General features: G+C 49.5%; 16 protein-coding genes. 11 read left to right on the top strand and 5 right to left on the bottom strand.

Annotated elements, in window-relative coordinates:
• Positions 1-426 precede the first annotated feature (426 nt).
• From rpmH to yidC, 4 genes are read left to right on the top strand one after another with little or no spacing between them, the layout of a single operon-like run.
• On the top strand, positions 427-561 hold the full coding sequence (gene rpmH, locus KMZ15_RS08950) for a 50S ribosomal protein L34 (protein ID WP_223692840.1): 135 nt from the start codon (positions 427-429) through the stop codon (positions 559-561).
• Positions 562-595: 34 nt separating this feature from the next.
• Entirely contained in the window at positions 596-991 is a 396-nt protein-coding gene (locus tag KMZ15_RS08945; RefSeq protein WP_223692838.1) for a ribonuclease P protein component, read from the top strand.
• A 14-nt stretch (positions 992-1,005) separates the two neighbouring features.
• Complete coding sequence (gene yidD / locus KMZ15_RS08940) at positions 1,006-1,281, top strand: membrane protein insertion efficiency factor YidD (RefSeq protein ID WP_223694819.1); 276 nt, start codon at positions 1,006-1,008, stop codon at positions 1,279-1,281.
• Positions 1,271-2,899: a membrane protein insertase YidC gene (yidC, locus tag KMZ15_RS08935; RefSeq protein ID WP_223692836.1), complete on the top strand. Its 1,629-nt coding sequence runs from the start codon at positions 1,271-1,273 to the stop codon at positions 2,897-2,899. The genes yidD and yidC overlap by 11 nt, the downstream gene beginning before the upstream one ends.
• 94 nt (positions 2,900-2,993) lie before the next feature.
• Here the strand turns inward: yidC and KMZ15_RS08930 are convergent, their stop codons facing one another.
• Both KMZ15_RS08930 and KMZ15_RS08925 read right to left on the bottom strand, forming a co-directional pair.
• Positions 2,994-3,413: a transcriptional regulator gene (locus KMZ15_RS08930; protein WP_223692834.1), complete on the bottom strand. Its 420-nt coding sequence runs from the start codon at positions 3,411-3,413 to the stop codon at positions 2,994-2,996.
• Between the two features lie 291 nt (positions 3,414-3,704).
• A complete protein-coding gene (locus tag KMZ15_RS08925) occupies positions 3,705-4,121 on the bottom strand; it encodes a transcriptional regulator (RefSeq protein ID WP_223694817.1) in 417 nt (138 codons plus the stop codon).
• Positions 4,122-4,351: 230 nt separating this feature from the next.
• Here KMZ15_RS08925 and KMZ15_RS08920 point away from each other — a divergent pair, with 230 nt between their 5' ends.
• Positions 4,352-5,716, top strand: a complete 1,365-nt coding sequence (locus tag KMZ15_RS08920; RefSeq protein ID WP_223692832.1) for a 2-hydroxycarboxylate transporter family protein — start codon at positions 4,352-4,354, stop codon at positions 5,714-5,716.
• Positions 5,717-5,824: 108 nt separating this feature from the next.
• Positions 5,825-6,673, top strand: coding sequence for a CoA ester lyase (locus KMZ15_RS08915; RefSeq protein ID WP_223692831.1), 849 nt, complete (start codon positions 5,825-5,827; stop codon positions 6,671-6,673).
• A gap of 297 nt (positions 6,674-6,970) precedes the next feature.
• On the opposite strand, the gene KMZ15_RS08910 is transcribed toward KMZ15_RS08915, so the two are convergent.
• From KMZ15_RS08910 to dprA, 3 genes are read right to left on the bottom strand one after another with little or no spacing between them, the layout of a single operon-like run.
• Positions 6,971-9,559 (bottom strand): DNA topoisomerase III, encoded by a 2,589-nt coding sequence (locus tag KMZ15_RS08910; protein ID WP_223692829.1) that lies wholly within the window; start codon positions 9,557-9,559, stop codon positions 6,971-6,973.
• A 36-nt stretch (positions 9,560-9,595) separates the two neighbouring features.
• Positions 9,596-9,991 carry a thioredoxin family protein gene (locus KMZ15_RS08905; protein ID WP_223692827.1) on the bottom strand — a complete coding sequence of 132 codons (396 nt, stop codon included), beginning with the start codon at positions 9,989-9,991 and terminating at the stop codon, positions 9,596-9,598.
• Positions 9,992-10,026: 35 nt separating this feature from the next.
• On the bottom strand, positions 10,027-11,262 hold the full coding sequence (gene dprA, locus KMZ15_RS08900) for a DNA-processing protein DprA (RefSeq protein WP_223692825.1): 1,236 nt from the start codon (positions 11,260-11,262) through the stop codon (positions 10,027-10,029).
• Positions 11,263-11,453: 191 nt separating this feature from the next.
• Between dprA and def the strand changes: the two genes are divergently transcribed.
• The 5 genes from def to rsmB all read left to right on the top strand — a co-directional run bounded on the left by def (position 11,454) and on the right by rsmB (position 17,205).
• Complete coding sequence (def, locus tag KMZ15_RS08895) at positions 11,454-11,957, top strand: peptide deformylase (RefSeq protein ID WP_223692823.1); 504 nt, start codon at positions 11,454-11,456, stop codon at positions 11,955-11,957.
• A gap of 42 nt (positions 11,958-11,999) precedes the next feature.
• Positions 12,000-13,781: a glycosyltransferase family 39 protein gene (locus KMZ15_RS08890; RefSeq protein ID WP_223692821.1), complete on the top strand. Its 1,782-nt coding sequence runs from the start codon at positions 12,000-12,002 to the stop codon at positions 13,779-13,781.
• A 123-nt stretch (positions 13,782-13,904) separates the two neighbouring features.
• Complete coding sequence (gene htpX / locus KMZ15_RS08885; protein ID WP_223692819.1) at positions 13,905-14,765, top strand: zinc metalloprotease HtpX; 861 nt, start codon at positions 13,905-13,907, stop codon at positions 14,763-14,765.
• Positions 14,766-14,823: 58 nt separating this feature from the next.
• A complete protein-coding gene (gene fmt / locus KMZ15_RS08880) occupies positions 14,824-15,795 on the top strand; it encodes a methionyl-tRNA formyltransferase (protein WP_223692816.1) in 972 nt (323 codons plus the stop codon).
• Between the two features lie 99 nt (positions 15,796-15,894).
• On the top strand, positions 15,895-17,205 hold the full coding sequence (gene rsmB, locus KMZ15_RS08875; protein WP_223692814.1) for a 16S rRNA (cytosine(967)-C(5))-methyltransferase RsmB: 1,311 nt from the start codon (positions 15,895-15,897) through the stop codon (positions 17,203-17,205).
• Positions 17,206-17,227 lie beyond the last annotated feature (22 nt).

Here is a 17,227-nt window from a genome sequence, read left to right as displayed (position 1 = left end):
ATTCAATCGAGGCGCAGGCTAAATAGGGTCGTCGCGGCACAATATAGCGAAAAAGACGTATAACAGCGCGTAACAAAAACAACAAAAAAGAGCCGAGACAAGCGGCTTGGCATGTGGAGGCAACCCCATTTAAATAAATATGGAATGCCAAAGGAAGTGAGATTTTACCGCCAAAAACCGTCGGGCGGGTCACTTATCCACAGGACTAGGCTGCACTTGGTGGCGGGCTTGTGATGCGTCATGCGCGGGCTAAGCTATTGACTATCAATAGAAAAAACGATTAAATAGAGGGTTCGCGCAAAAATTTGGCGAAAAATTCTGGTGGATTAAGTCGATGCTCCTTGAAGCAACTAACGGCTTGTCCAAATAAGCAAGAAAATTACCAACACTTCGTCTTAACGGACGGAGCTTGTGAGAGCATTAATCATGAAACGTACTTATCAGCCTTCTGTTACACGTCGTAAAAGGACTCACGGTTTTCGCGTCCGTATGAAAACTGTAGGCGGGCGTAAAGTCCTTAACGCACGCCGTGCAAAAGGCCGCAAGCGTCTAGCAGTTTAACGCGTGAGCGTTTAATACGCCTTCCGTTATTTCATTGCAGGCCGCCGGCACCGGCTTTCCAAAAGCCGCCAAGCTTTTAAAGCCAGATGAATTTTCATCGGTTTTTCGCGTGCGTCCTTGGGGGCGCAGCGTGCATTTTGTATTGTATGGACGGCACACGGGCCAAGCAGCACGGCTTGGCTTGGTGATTGGGCGCAAGTATGCGCCGCGTGCGGTCAGTCGCAATGTAATTAGACGCGTTGCCCGCGAAATATTCCGCCTCAAGCGTTCTGAGTTTTGCGGTTGGGATATTTTGCTTAGATTGCGTACTAAGGTGGACCGAAAAACGTGGTCAAGTGCTTCATCCACGGCTTTTAAGGTCGTCTGCAATAACGAGCTTGAAGCGTTATTAATCGATGCTATGCGCCACCATATTAAGCGCTCGACATGATGTTTGCGACTTTTATGCAAAGAGTGCTGCTGGCGTTGCTACGCGGCTATAAATTTGTGCTTAGCCCGTATCTTGGCAATCGTTGCCGTTTTATGCCGTCTTGCTCAGAGTATGCCCGTGAGGCCATCCAGCATTATGGTGCGGCGCGCGGCAGTTATCTTGCCTTCAAAAGAGTGTGTCGCTGCCATCCGTTTGCCGCCGGCGGTGTAGATCCGCTGCCTCCGCTTAATCTTTCAGGCGCTGATGCCGCCACCCAGTATCAAGATGAGACAAAATCAAATGGATATTAAACGCAACATTTTGTGGATTGTTTTAGTGATTTCGCTGGTGCTGCTGTTTGATAACTGGCAGCGTTACAATGGACGCCCCGCGAGGTTTTTCCCTGACCCGGTGCCTGCCCATACAGTGGATAAGGTGACTTCTTCTAATGCACCGCCTACGGCTTCCTCATCGCTTAGCGCAGCAACTGTGCCGGCTGCCCAAGGGGTAGCAAATAGCCAAAAGATCCATATTAAAACGGATGTGTATGAAGCGGACATCAGTACACAAGGCGCTACGCTATCTAAATTAGCGCTGACTCAGCAAACAGATAGTCAACAAGCTAACCAGTACGTTGCGCTTTTTGATGAGACGCCCACTCATGTTTATTTAGCCCGTACGGGCCTGATTGGCGGCGATTTTCCCAACCATAACGATCTCTTTAGCGTCCAGTCTGGCCCTCGTGAATTAGCGGTTAATGCAAATACGCTTGAGGTTCAATTTGAATCTCCCGTGAAAAATGGTGTCAAGCTTGTAAAGCGTTACACTTTTACACGTGGCAGTTACGTGATCGATGTCCAGCACGACATCATCAACGCCAGTTCAGCGCCGGTGCAGCCAGTACTCTATATGGAGTTGGTGCGTGATAGCACGCCTGTTGAAACCCCACGGTTCTCGCATACCTATATCGGGCCGGTGGTGTATACCTCGCAGCAAAATTTCCAGAAAGTCGGCTTTAGCGATATTGATAAAAATAAAGCGGACTATGCCAGACAAGCCGATAATGGCTGGATCGCCATGGTGCAGCATCATTTTGCATCGGCATGGCTGTTGCAGCAAGGCGTGACGCGAGATATTTATGTCAATAAACTGGATTCGTCACTGTATCGCGTAGGGGCGAAACAAGCTGTGCAAACCCTGATGCCGGGGCAAGCGGTCCAAGTGCAGGCACGTCTTTTTGCGGGCCCTGAAGAAGAGCGCATGCTTGAAACGATTGCACCGGGTCTTGAGTTGGTGAAAGATTATGGTTGGGTGACGATTATTGCCAAGCCATTGTTCTGGCTGCTCGACAAAATACATAGCTGGTTGGGCAATTGGGGCTGGTCAATTGTTGCATTAACCTTACTGATTAAGGCCGTATTCTTTCCATTGTCGGCCGCCAGCTATCGCTCAATGGCCCGCATGAAAGAGATTACGCCACGTATGCAAGCGTTACGAGAGCGTTATAAAGGCGATCCGCAGAAGATGAATGCTGCGTTAATGGAGCTTTATAAAACAGAGAAAATAAATCCATTGGGTGGGTGTTTGCCGGTAGTCATCCAAATTCCCGTGTTTATTTCGCTGTATTGGGTATTGCTGTCATCAGTAGAAATGCGTGGTGCGCCCTGGATCGGCTGGATTCATGACTTGTCACAGCAAGATCCTTATTTCATCTTGCCAATTCTGATGGCGCTTTCAATGTTTGTGCAAACGCGCTTAAATCCAACGCCGCCGGATCCGCTTCAGGCCAAGATGATGATGTTTATGCCGCTTGCATTTTCGGTTATGTTCTTCTTCTTTCCCGCCGGCTTAGTTCTCTATTATGTAGTGAATAATCTGCTGTCTATACTGCAGCAATGGTATATCACGAGACGGATTGTACGTAATTAGTTAGAAAACGATTGAGCCCCAACTTAGGGGCTCTTCTGACCACAAAAAAAACGCCCTTCAGACTGAAGGGCGTTTTTTTGCTAAGAGGGTGGGATTATTCGGGTACTTTCCCGTAGAACTGCGTAATGAGCTCTTCCACCAAATATCTCTGATGCTCTGGCAGAGCTTCAATCTTCTTGGCAAGCGTAACGGTTTCCGGTGAAGGCGGATACTTAGCTTGTTTAAGCTTGACCTCTTTAGCTTTTAGCAGTGCTGGATCAGGTGGCGGTCCGTAATGCAGCCAATGTTCTCCAACACCAAGCCATTCGGCGAGGGTTTTGATTTTATCCGCGGTTGGAATTGCGCGGCCAGTTAACCATTTATGCGTAGTCTGCACCGAAACGCCGGCACCGTCACGATGTTGTAGGTTAAAAAGGCGCGCTAGGTCTGTTGCGCCCTTAACGGGTTTGGGGCCTCGCTTTAATGCAAGCCGCAAACGCTCTGAGAAGGCTGATCTTTCTTGATTAGATGGCATGGGGGAATTCTGCCGTATCATATTTCCCCATGGTTCAACCCTTAATGCTATATATACCCAAATTAGTTTAGAGTTTTGCTTTATTGAGCTATTTTTTTAGAATTAGTCCCTTATTGAGCTAAAAACATATGAGCCAGCGCATCCTATTGAGTTAATTTGCTTGTAGGAGGGATTTCTAAAAGGCTGTCCTGAATGCATGCAAAGCCTCCCGAAAGACAGTCGGCAGACGCAAACCAGGTTTGCCTGTGTGCGGTGCAGTTTTGAGGAAGTATGACTGCGCTGCTCACCAGGTCAATCTGGCCCTTGTCCATAAAACTGAGTGATCAGTTCCTCTACCAAATATTTTTGATGTTCGGGCAATGCCTCAATCTTTTTAGCTAGCTCAATTGTTTCAGGAGAGGCTGGATACTTAGCTTGCTGGAATTTGGTCTCTTTGGTTTTTGACAGGCTCGGATCGGGAGGTGGTCCATAATGTAACCAATGCTCACTCACACCAAGCCATTCAGCTAGTGTCTTGATCTTTTCCGTAGTTGGAATTGCGCGGCCGCTTAACCATTTATGCGTAGTCTGCACCGAAACACCGGTACCGTCATGTTGCAAATTGAACAGGCGGGCTAAATCTGTTGCCCCTTTAACAGGTTTATGGCCTCGCTTTAACGCAAGCCGCAAACGTTCTGAGAAGGCGCTTCTTTCTTGGTCGGATGGCATAAAGCGATTCTGCCGCATCATATTTCCTCTGAGCTAAACTTTTTGTGCGATATTTAACTAAAATAGTTTACATTATCTCTCAATTGAGTTATTTTTCTTCTACGCGGCATGAAAAAGAGTGGCTACAACGCTACCTGGCCACGAGTAAAGGTTCTTTTGAAAGCACAAACCGAAGAGGCTGACGTCTACGCAATATTTTTTGCGGCCTCTAAAAGTAGGGAGACTGACCAATGAGCGAACATCAATATACGCCCGATAGAAAATCAGCATTTAAGCGCTGTATTGACTATTTTTCTATTAAAACCCTGAAAACACTGTCACATAAATCAATCGGCATTATTCCGTTGCCGGTTTATCTAATTCTAGTGGCCTGTTTAGCGACGATGGTGTGGAATCATCAGTTGATGGGTAACAATATTTGCACAATGATTGCCTTATTGGCGGTGTGTGGTTATACCTGCTCTACGATTGGCCAATCAATCCCATTTTTCCGTCGTATTGGGGGCTCGGTCATTATTGTGACTTTTGTCCCCGCTTATCTGGTTGCTCACCAGTTGCTGCCAGCGGATTTTGTCGATCCTATTCACGCATTTTGGGAAAACAACCATCCGATTTATCTATTTATCGTTGCCGTCATTGTCGGTAGCGTGCTTAGCATGGATCGCCAGATATTAATCAAAGGATTTATAAAGATTTTCGTGCCGTTACTGATGGGCTCAATTGTGGCCGCAATCACTGGCACTTTAGTTGGTTTGGCGGTTGGTTTCGATTTATTTCATATTATTTTCTTTATTGTTGTACCCATCATGGCCGGAGGGCTTGGCGAAGGTGCGATTCCGCTATCGATTGGCTATGCAAAAATACTCGGCCAGCCACAGGGAGATTTATTGGCCCAAATCCTACCGGCAATTATATTTGCCAACCTTTTCGTGATCGTGACGGCGGCCGCACTGAATCTTTTGGGGCGCCATTACCCTCGCTTTTCGGGGGATGGGCATTTGTTAAGAGTGGATAAAGAAAAAGGCGGTGCCGTCAAAGCAGAAGGCCCCCATGAGGACGTCAGGCCTTTGCTGACTGATGTAGCTGCGACCGGGATGATCGCCATTTCTTTTTATTTGATTGGGGTGCTCACACATCAATTGTTTGGCTGGCCTGCTCCGATCGCAATGCTTTTGATTGCGGTCTTAGTTAAGCTGCTGAATCTAGTTTCGCCGGCTATGCATGAAGGTGCGATCGGTTTATATCACTTTTTTGTGAAGGTCACGATTTATCCTTTGCTATTTGCTGCTGGGATGACAATTATTCCATGGGAAAAGCTCGCCGCCGCATTCAACTTGCCGTTTATCGTGACGGTTTTTTCAACCGTCATTTCATTGATGGCGACGGGATTTTTAGTTGGCCGCAAAGTTGGTTTATTCCCAATTGAAGCCGCCATTGTCACGGGCTGCCATAGCGGCATGGGGGGCAGTGGCGATATCGCTATTTTATCTGCTGCTCATCGCCTATCTTTAATGCCATTCGCGCAAATTTCTACGCGTATTGGGGGCGTTATTGTGGTCATCATCGCTTTGTTAGCGATTGGCTGCTTAAGTTAACCCGGCATTAAACTCATCTGATTTCATCCCATCTGCCTAGTAGGCAGTCACCCCATTGTGACTGCCTTACGAATCAGCTTATTTTCAACTTAACTTAGGAGTGCTGCTATGACTTCCAACACCTATTGCAGATCTGTATTATTTACACCAGCACTGCGACCCGAGCGAATTGCTAAGGCGGCTCAAAGTGGCGCGGACGTTTGTGTGATTGATTTAGAAGATCCCGTTGCACCTAATCTGAAGGAAGACGCAAGGGGAAAGCTTGCTCAATGCTTGGCCATTCCGCACTCTAAGCACGTCAAATTTGCGGTCAGAGTTAATTCGTTGCGTACCCAGGATGGGCTTAAAGATTTGCTTGAAATCTTCCGGCAAACCATATTACCTGATTATATTCTCTTGCCAAAGGTGGAGAGTGCACAGGAAATCATTATCACTGAGAAAATCTTGGGCCATAAAGAGAATGATATTCAATTTCTGGTTGCGGTTGAAACGCCTGAAGGGGTCGCTAATGCTAAAGAAATCGCTACGGCCTCTTTAAGGCTGAAAGGGCTTATTTTTGGCGCTGCTGACTACGCAAGTAGCACGGGCGGCGCGATTACCTGGGAAAGCCTTTATTTTGCACGGACACAGGTTTTGAATGCAGCCAAGATATCCGGCATCGAGATCATCGATACGCCTTATTTTGATGCTCATGATTTCGATGGCTTGATTGCCGACTCACTCCGAGTTAAAGCGCTTGGCTATACCGGGAAATCCGCCATTCATCCATTACAAATTCGACATATTAATGAAGTGTTTCAACCGGATGAGGCGGCACTTGATAGGGCAAGAAGGATCGTTGCCACTGCTCAGGAAAATGAGGGCAATGCTTATTTATTAGACGGTACTTTGATTGGTACGCCATTGATTAAAGCAGCTCAGAAGTTACTGGATAAATATGGTCAGACTAGTAGATAGGTACGTATAGAGTAGTGTGTGCTATATAGGCTCTCGGCGCAAGCCGGGAGTTTTCATTTTGATTGTACGCAAGCAGATTTTCGGAGTTAGATTGGTCTCTGTTTATTCAATATTGTTCCACTATAGTAGAACAAAAATAATAATTCTGTTCTGTTATGGTAGAACAAATTAACTACTAGATTGTGGATTAGTCTCTCTTTTGTCCGAACCTAATTTTCGCATTGCGCCACGCATTTCTAATCACACAAGCTGTGGCGCCTACGAAAATGTAAGATATCACTTAAGCATAAGATAATCTCAGCTAACTTTTTCTCCTTTCTTTTTGGCCGTTTTCTTGGTGGCCGGAGCAGCCTTCTTGGCGGCAGTAGCGGTTTTCTTGGCGGCAGTAGCGGTTTTCTTGGCAGCCGCAGCCGTTTTTTTGGCTGCAGGTTCTTTCTTTTCAAACTCAAACCCAATCTTGCCGTCATTTTGCTTAACAAGGTAAGCTTTAAACAGACGGCCTGTACGAGCTGACTTAAAATTGGTCAGCAAATCTGTACGGCCAGCGTCCAGTAGCTTTTCCATCTGCTCGCGTGAAATTTCTTGCTGCAGAATGATTTGGCCTGAGCGAAAAGTGCAGCTCTTTGGATGGGCGACAGATTTTTCACATACATAGCTTAAGCCGTGCTCAAAAACCGGGCTGTTACATTTTGGACAGGGGCCAACGGGTGTCTGAGAGGAAAAGTCAGGCGCTTCACCACCCTCTTCGTTTTGATCTTGACCAAAATCAAATTCGAGTTTGTAGTTGTTTATTTCTTTATCTTCTACCAGCTTTAAAATCGCTGCAAAAGGCCGCCCCATTTTGCTGCGAAAACCAGAAAGCGGTCCAATTGATTTGTTGCTAAGCAAGCTTTCAACTTCTTCGATTTCAAATTGCCGGCTGCCTGGAATTTTGGTGATTGAAAACTCGCAGTGAGTGCACGCAAAACGCCGGTAATTTTCTTTTACTTGGTTGCCGCAATGTGGGCAGGGTGTGGACAGCGTGGCGTAGTCGCCCGGGATGGTATCTGAGTCGTATTCTTTGGCACGCTTGACGATCAATTGTGTCATTTGTGCGATCTCGCGCATGAACGTGTCGCGCGTGAGCTGGCCATGTTCCATCTGCGTTAGCTTAGACTCCCATTCTCCGGTCAGCTCGGCTGCGGTGAGTTCTTTTACATTAAGCCCACGCAGGAGGGTCATTAATTGAAATGCCTTAGCGGTCGGAAGCAGCTCGCGTCCCTCGCGAATCAAATATTTTTCTGTCAGTAAGCCTTCGATAATCGCTGCGCGAGTGGCTGGTGTTCCTAAGCCCTTGGTTTCCATTGCGGCGCGTAGCTCATCATCTTCAACTAATTTACCCGCGCCTTCCATGGCCGATAGTAAGGTGGCTTCGTTATAACGCGCAGGCGGTTTAGTGGTGAGCAAATGTACTGCAATTTTATCGGTCTTAACGGTTTCGCCCTTGGCTACGGGTACTAAATTGGCACTTTCATCCTGTGCCTCATGTCCATATACTTGCCGCCAACCCGGTGTAACCAACACTTTACCTTCCGTTTTGAAGTGATGGCCAATGACTTCAGTGATGCGTGTGGTCAGTTGATACTCAGCTGCCGGAAAAAATATTGCTAAAAAGCGCTTAACCACCAGGTCATATAATTTTTGCTCTGCTTCCGATAAATTTTTAGGCGCTTGTAGGGTTGGAATGATCGCAAAGTGATCGCTGATCTTGGCATTATTGAAAATGCGACGATTCGGTTTGACCCAATTTTTATCAAGAATCTGTTTAGCAAAAGGCAGGTAGTTGTTGCTTTCTTTTAATATTCCGAGTGTACTTTTGACGGTGTCGAGATAATCCTCAGGCAAGGCACGCGAATCCGTACGCGGATAAGTTAAAACTTTATGCCTTTCGTATAGGGCTTGTGCTAACCCCAAAGTATTTTTTGCCGAGAAACCAAAGCGTCCATTTGCTTCACGTTGCAAACTAGTGAGATCAAATAATAATGGAGAGAGTTGAGTTGAAGCTTTGGTTTCTTCACTAACGATGCCGGGTTTACCTCGGCACGCCGCTACGATAGAATCAGCTGCGGCTTCGCTCCACAGACGCGAGTCGCGTTGCTCCGGGTCGAATTCATTTTTCTTAAATTTGGGATCGAACCAACGGCCGTCATAAAAGCCGGCCGCGCTCACAAATTCAGCTTTAACTTCCCAGTAGTCACGTGGCACAAAACGGCGAATTTTTTCTTCACGCTCAACCACAACAGATAAGGTGGGAGTTTGCACGCGTCCAACGGTTGTTAGGAAAAACCCTCCGCCTTTACTATTAAAGGCGGTCATGGCGCGAGTGCCATTGATGCCTACTAGCCAATCAGCTTCTGAACGGCAACGTGCAGCATCGGCCAGCGGCTGCATCTCACTATCGCTGCGTAAGCGTGCAAAACCGTCTTGAATGGCCTGTGGCGTCATGGATTGTAGCCATAGCCGTTGCACCGTTTGCTTGGCCTTGGCATGTTGTGCGATGTAACGGAAAATCAGTTCGCCCTCACGCCCCGCATCGCACGCATTAATTAGCGTATTGATATCTTTGCGTTTAATCAGTTTGCTCAGAAGCTTGAGGCGTGTTGCGCTTTTGGCGATTGGCAGCAGATCGAAACGTGGCGGAATCACCGGCAAATGCGCAAAACTCCATTTGCCGCGCTTGACTTCGTATTCTTCGGGAGCAGCAATTTCTAGCAGGTGACCAACAGCTGACGATAGCACGTACTGCTCGCTTTCGAAGTATTCGTCATGTTTGGTAAAGCCACCTAAGGCGCGCGCGATATCGGCTGCAACGGAAGGCTTTTCGGCAATGATTAGAGCTTTAGGCATGAAAAAAATATAGAGTGGATCTCGCAAACGGCTGTTTTATAGCACAGTTTTCGGCAAATACGCGGTAAGTAATGGATGTAGCTTAGGTGCGACAACCGCCTTGTTGACTGACGGTAAGCTGGCTAATAACCGCTCAACTACGGCCGCATAAGGGAGTACTGTACCGAAAAAGTAGGTATTGTGCGCGTCTTCGATCAAAAGGGTTGGAAAATCTTCAACTTCGATTTCATCAAGTTGATCGGCATGTGTCTCGATATCGATCCAGACAAAGCAGATAGATTGATGTATATCGGCCAGTGAGTTAAAAAGTGTTTGATAAGCTCGGCAAGCATCGCACCATTGAGCGCAAAGACAGGCAACCAGCAGAATATCTGGCTTGGTCAGCCGGGTGGCAATGGCGTGAGCATCTGTATCGAGGTTAAACGCGGGCATGGACGTATTTCTCCTAGCTTTGAGGCGGGACAGTTCTATGGGCTGACAGCGTCGTGCTTGATGCGTTCTACACGGCCGCCAGGCAAGGCAGCAATCCAACCGCCCAGTTCTAGCTGCAATAGGGCTGCTTGCAGTATCGCACTGTTTAGTTGGGTGCGCGTGGCCAGCGATTCAAGTGGGGTTGGGTCATAATCCAGCGCGGCAAGCACGCAGCGCGCGTGGCTATCGAGCGTATCTATCATAGCGTGCGCAGTTGGGGCATGCTGGACTTGCTGCGGCTGGCGGGTCTTTGGCGTGGGTTTAGCTAACTCAGAGTTTTGTTCTGGCTGGGCTGAATTTGTGTGATTTTCTGAGTTGACAATGGATCCGGGTAAACCTTTGTATGGTATCTCATCAAGTATATCTTGCACGCATTCGACGAGCTTAGCGCCTTCTTTGATGAGCTGGTGACAGCCCTTAGCAAGCGGCGCATGAATTGAACCTGGTATGGCGAACACCTCACGCCCCATTTCACCCGCTAAGCGAGCGGTAATCAAAGAGCCAGATTGCGTGGCCGCCTCAGCCACGAGTACGCCTTGAGTTAAGCCAGCAATCAACCGGTTGCGTTGCGGAAAATGCTGAGCGCGAGCCGTTGTGCCGAGCGGCCACTCAGAGACAATCGCCCCGTGCGCAGCGATTTCATGCGCTAGCGCGTAATGGCGTGCTGGATACACTAGATCGGCGCCAGTACCCATGACGGCAATTGTGCTGCTAGGGCTAGCCAGTGCGCCACGATGCGCGGCGCCATCGATACCTAGCGCTAGCCCAGATACAATCGTTAAGCCTGCATGAGCGAGTGCGTGTGCAAATTGCTGGGTATTGGCCAGCCCCTGAGCAGTGCCATTCCGGCTGCCGACAATCGCCAGTGCGGGCGCATGCAGTAACTCTAGCCGTCCTTTTACGTAGAGTAGGACAGGGGGGGCAGTGATCTCTAATAGCGTGCGTGGATAGGCTGGATCAGCTAGGGTGACAAAATGATTGCCGGCGATGGCAGCCCATTTGAGCACGCGTGCAACGCGTTCAGCCAGACCATCAGGGTCGGCGCGTTTGATTGCCCCAGCAAGTTTGGCGCCAACGACTTGCGCTAATGCTGCCGGCGATTGCTCGAAAATAGCGTGCGGTAATCCATAAATACTGAGTAAATGGCGCACCGCAACTGGACCCACGCCACGCGTACTGACAAGGCGTAGCCATGCAGCGATTTCATCGTCAGTGAGGGTGAGGGTTTGCATTTCAGATATACGGTCCGAGGCGCTAGCCTAGGTCAATAAGCCATGTTTTAAGTTAATATTACGTCATTCGTTAAGTAATTTGCGGTGCTTAAGGTATGCTTCCCAGAAGTAAGTATGCAGTTTTTCTAGATTGTGCATGGACTCTGGGGTTATCGCAAGTTGGCCGTTTGGCTATTTCAAATTGATTTATCATGGCTTTATTAAATATATTAAATTATCCTGATTCCCGGCTTTATAAGAAAGCGAAACCAGTTGCAGTCGTCGATGAACGTATCCGTCAGCTTGTGCGGGATATGGCTGAAACGATGTATGCTGCGCCGGGCATTGGCCTGGCTGCCACTCAAGTGGATGTGCATGAGCGCGTGGTTGTGATTGATATTTCTGATACCCGAGACCAACTGCAAGTATTGATTAATCCCGAGTTGCTTTGGTCAAGCGAAGATAAAAAGGTCTTCGAGGAGGGCTGTTTATCCGTACCCGGCATCTATGACAAAGTAGAGCGGCCAGACCGCGTAAAAGTGCGAGCACTCAATGAGCGCGGAGAAAGTTTTGAACTGAATGCAGAGGGCCTGCTGGCGGTCTGTATTCAACACGAGATGGATCATTTACTGGGTAAAATATTCGTTGAATATTTATCGCCACTTAAACAAACGCGCATCAAAACAAAAATGAAAAAACTCATGAAAGCAATGTAGTGTGTAATTGGATATTGTTCTAACATTTCCCCCCCAAACTCAATGTCAAGCAAGCAAGTACCTAAAACGAAAAATTTAGCGTCTCTTTCAGCCAGCGATTCGCAGCTTCAGTTTCAGTCGATTTACTGGCTTTCTCTATGGCTGGTTATTGCCTATATGCTTGCGGGCGTATTTGGGCGCGACCCATGGAAAGCGGATGAACCTTATTCATTTGGCATGGCCTTAAATTTTCTGCAGGGGTTACCCTGGAGCGTGGATTGGATCGTGCCTTATGTGGGCACCGATCCTTTCGTTGAAAAGCCGCCATTAATGTATTGGACCGCGGCCCTATTTGCCTACTTAACCTCGGCTTTTTTGCCGTTGCAAGAGGGCGCGCAGTTGGCGGTTATCGCATGGATGGCGATGACGCTTATTACGTTATCGATAATGGCTCGCTGGCTGTATGGCGGCCGCTATCGTTTACCGGCTTGTATGCTCTTACTCGGAACGCTAGGCGTTGTCGTACATGTGCACAAGTTGATTGCAGACGTGCCGCAATTGGCTGGGACGGTATTGGCGCTAGCTGGGTTGGTGCATTTTGTGATTGCACAGCAAGCGCCCTCTTGGAAGGCTGGGCTGATGTTAGGTACTGGCGCAGGCATCGCGTTTATGAGTAAAGGCGTGTTGGTGCCTGGTGTGTTGGCATTGACTTATTTAGTCTCGGTTATTGTGCTACCCGCGTTTCGCACGCGCCGTGCGGCGGTATTGTTATTGTGGGCGGCTTTGGCGGCGTTGCCCTGGCTGATCGTTTGGCCCTATCTATTCTGGCGGGCTGCGGAGCCTTTATTTATTGAGTGGTTTTGGGATAATAATTTTGGCCGGTTTTTCGGCTTTTCTGAAATTCCAGGATCGCGCTCCAATTATTTGCAAGACATTGGTTTGGCCATTGCCTTAGCCTTTCCTGCTGGCTGGTTAGCCGTCGCAGAAATGTTCAAGCGCTGGCGCGTGTACTCGGCGACAGGAGATGCGCAAAAAGCACTGGTCTTTGGTGGCGTTAGGAGTGAAGTTAAATTAGCCCGTGCGGTTCTCTGGATTTATGCAATAACTTTTTATACGGTCTTGTTGCTGATGTCTGCCTCGCTGCGTGAGGTGTATCTTTTGCCGGTATACCCTGCACTGGCGTTACTGGGGGTTAGCATCACCCTGCCTACACGTCTAGATCGTATTTGGCGTGCTGTCGTCGTGATTTTCTTTTCTGCTTGTGGGATTTGGATTTGGCTCTGTTGGGGGGCGTTGTTGGCTGGCCGCGGTCAGTTAATGCCGGCTTTATTCGCGCGTTGGTTGCCGCTGGACTATGTTCTGCCGTTCAGTCTAGGCTGGCTATTGGCGGGTCTCAGCTTAAGCGGACTATGGGTCTGTGCAATTGTTTGGCGTGTGCGCCTTGGTGCAATTGCCACTAGCTTTGCTGGCATAACGCTAGTTTGGGGGCTGCTGCATACGGTGTTGCTGCCCTGGTTTAATGAGGCCCGTAGCTATCGGAGTGCGTTTAAGGCATTACAGATGGCATTGCCTAAGCAGTATGATTGTCTGGCGGTGTTTAATGTTGGCGAATCGGAGCGGGCTATGCTGCATTATTTTATTGGCGTTAAGCCGCTACAAACCGCAGCTTTGAGGGCAACGCCTTGCCAGGCGGCACTTATACTGGATAAAGCAGACCATCGCTTGGCCGGTTTCTCGCCCGCCGAGTGGCAAGAAATCTGGCGTGGTGGCCGGATGGGTGATGACAATGAACGCTTTCGCGCCTATTTGCGGCGCGAATTAAGCGTTGATAAGAATCAAAGGTAGAAAATGGCGGTGACCTTGCAAAGCGCTCATTGGGGACCCATATCTTGTGCTGTGAAAGAAGGTGATGATTTGAGTACTGCGCGCAACGAGCGTATTGTGGCATTTGCATAAGAGGATATCGTGATGTTCAATTGGATCAAAACAACCCTATTAATGGCCGCTATCACGGGCCTATTTATTGCTGTTGGCGCGATGATTGGTGGCCAGCAAGGGATGGTGATTGCGTTCTCATTTGCGCTCATCATGAACTTTTTTTCCTATTGGTTCTCTGACAAAATGGTGCTGCGCATGTACAACGCGCAGGAAGTCGATGAAATCAGCGCGCCACAGTTCTACCGAATGGTGCGTGAACTGGCGATACGCGCTGAGCTGCCGATGCCACGTGTCTATTTGATTGATGAAGCTGCGCCGAATGCTTTTGCGACTGGGCGTAATCCGCAACATGCAGCGGTCGCCGCGACTACCGGGCTGTTGCGGATTTTGTCTGAGCGCGAAATCCGCGGCGTGATGGCACATGAGCTAGCCCATGTGAAGCATCGCGATATCTTATTATCAACGCTTTCTGCCACGATGGCGGGGGCGATTTCGGCCTTGGCCAATTTCGCCATGTTCTTTGGCGGGCGTGATGAGCATGGCCGTCCGACCAATCCGTTAGCCAGCATTGCTGTGGCTATTTTTGCGCCTTTGGCTGCGGCGCTGATTCAAATGGCTATTTCTCGAGCGCGTGAATTTGAAGCCGACCGGGGCGGCGCCCTCATTTCGGGTGAGCCGCAAGCATTGGCCTTAGCGCTTGAAAAGATTCATCACTATGCAAAGGGCGTTCCCTTTGCGGCAGCTGAATCTCATCCGGCGACAGCGCAGATGATGATTATGAACCCTCTCTCAGGCGCTTCGCTTGCGCGCCTTTTTTCGACTCACCCCGAGGTTGAAGAGCGGGTGGCGCGTTTAATGGAAATGGCGCGCGTCGGGCATTATCCAATTTGAGCGGTATTCGTAGCGGTCAGCGCTTATCATCGTGTGAACCTCTAAAGGCGCTGTTTTCATGTCTCAGAATTTAAAAGTGATTTTTGCCGGTACGCCGGCATTTGCTGCGACGATCCTCGCGGCTATTCATGCGGCAGGTTTTGCGGTACCGCTTGTACTGACGCAGCCTGATCGGCCAGCGGGCCGTGGCATGAAGCTCACGGCCAGCCCGGTTAAGCAGTTTGCCCTTGAACAAGGCTTGGCCGTTATCCAACCGGCATCACTACGCACGGATGGTAAATTTCCGCTTGAAGCGGCGGCTGCATTGGATCGTTTGCATTCAATCCCGCATGAGGTCATGGTGGTTGCGGCATATGGCTTGCTGCTGCCGCAAACAGTGCTCGATATTGCTCGGCACGGTTGTCTCAATGCTCATGCTTCTTTGCTCCCGCGCTGGCGTGGGGCGGCGCCAATCCAACGCGCACTTGCCGCGGGTGACACGCAAACCGGCATTACACTAATGCAAATGGATGCGGGGCTTGATACGGGGCCTATGTTAAGTCGTGCGCAAATACCCATTTCACCCGCAGATACGGCAGCAACCTTGCATGACAAATTGGCGTCATTAGGTGCGCAACTCATCGTTGAAGAGTTACGCCTACTGGCCGAGCAAGGTAAGTTACTCGCAACACCGCAACCTGTTGAGGGCGTAACTTATGCGCAAAAGATCAGCAAACACGAGGCGAGGCTTAATTGGCAGCTGCCAGCTAAGAGGCTTGCTTGTCAGGTGCGTGCTTTTGACCCGTTCCCAGGCACGTTTGCCATGCTTGATGACGAACCACTTAAAATATGGGAAGCAGCGCCTGTTGCCGCACACAAAGTGGCGATGCCGGGAGAAATCATTGAAATTACAGCCAATGCGGTGACGATTGCGTGTGGCGCTGATGCGCTGCGTGTGACGCAGTGGCAAAAGCCAGGTGGGAAAAGGCTTCCGGTAGGTGAATTTCTAAAGGGTTTTACGTTGCGAGAAGGGCAGCGTTTTGTGGTTTGAGGGGGCAATCATTGCAACTCATAACAAACGCCGCGACCACTAATTTGAACCAATAACACACCCATTTAATACCCACAATACGGTCTATCTTTATTTTTTATGCAGCTTGCTCCAGATTCCCTTGCTTTTGCCCTCAATCATGCGGCCCGCGCGCTTGCTGCTGTGCGCGCTGGGACGGCATTGCCGGCAGCGCTTGCGGCGTTATTTGCAACGATTGAGGTTCCTGCGGCCCGCGGGGCAATTCAGGATATTGCCTACCGCACGTTACGCGCCTTAGGTCGGGCGGATGCATTGGTGGCTACGCTGGTGCGTAAACCGCCTGCGGCGCCGGTGGCAAATCTGCTGACTTGTGCCTTGGCTTTGCTAAGCGATGAGCCTGAAGATGCCGCTTATGCGCCTTTCATTGTGGTGGATCAGGCCGTTCACGCAGTGAGCACGCAACGCGACGCGCGTCCAATGAAGGGGCTGGTGAATGCGGTATTACGTAATTTTCTGCGCTCACGCGATACCTTACTTGCGCAAATCATGAGTAACCCGGTCGCCCGCTGGAATTATCCGCTCTGGTGGATTGATCAAGTGCGTGCCGCCTGGCCAGCTGCTTGGCAAAATATTTTGTTAACTGGCAATACGCATGCGCCCATGACTTTACGCGTCAATCAGCGCCGTTCGACAGTTGCTGCGTATCTTGAGGTCTTGCATGCGGCAAATATCCCAGCGGTAGCGGCTGGTCCCAGCGCGGTGCGACTATTGCGCGCATTACCCGTTGAGCGGGTGCCTGGCTTTATGCAAGGCGTGGTTTCGGTGCAAGATGCTAGCGCACAGCGGGCAGCTGCGCTCCTTGAGGTGCATAATGGTATGCGTGTACTCGATGCGTGCGCAGCTCCTGGCGGTAAGACGGGGCATTTGCTTGAATTAGCGGATATAGATTTAGTGGCACTGGAGGCGGATCAGGCGCGTGCACAGCGTATTAATGAAAACCTGAATCGTTTGCGATTAACTGCAACGGTGTGCATCGGTGACGCAGGCACTCCCAAGGAATGGTGGCATGGGCAATTATTTGATCGAGTGCTAATTGATGCCCCTTGTTCTGCCTCGGGCATTGTGCGTCGCCATCCGGACATCCGTTGGCTTAGGCGTTCAACTGATTTGACGGCGCTGGCCAACGAACAGCGCCGCATTTTAGCGGCACTCTGGCCATTGCTGAAAACCGGCGGTGAATTACTCTATGCTACCTGTTCTATTTTTCCGACAGAAGGCGAGCTCCAAGCGCAATGGTTTGAAAGTAAGCAACAAGATGCGGTACGATTAACTGCTCCGGGCCAGCTTCTGCCATCAACTACCCTGCCGGGCAGCGACTCAAATACGGATGACCATGACGGATTCTTTTATGCACGTTTTCGTAAACAGTGATTGATTTACGCCTTTTTCTATG

This window comes from Mycoavidus sp. HKI, assembly GCF_020023735.2.
In the GTDB taxonomy this organism is placed as follows: Bacteria; Pseudomonadota; Gammaproteobacteria; order Burkholderiales; family Burkholderiaceae; genus Mycoavidus.
Note: the sequence above shows the minus strand (reverse complement) of the source record. Positions and strands in the feature narration are given on the sequence as shown.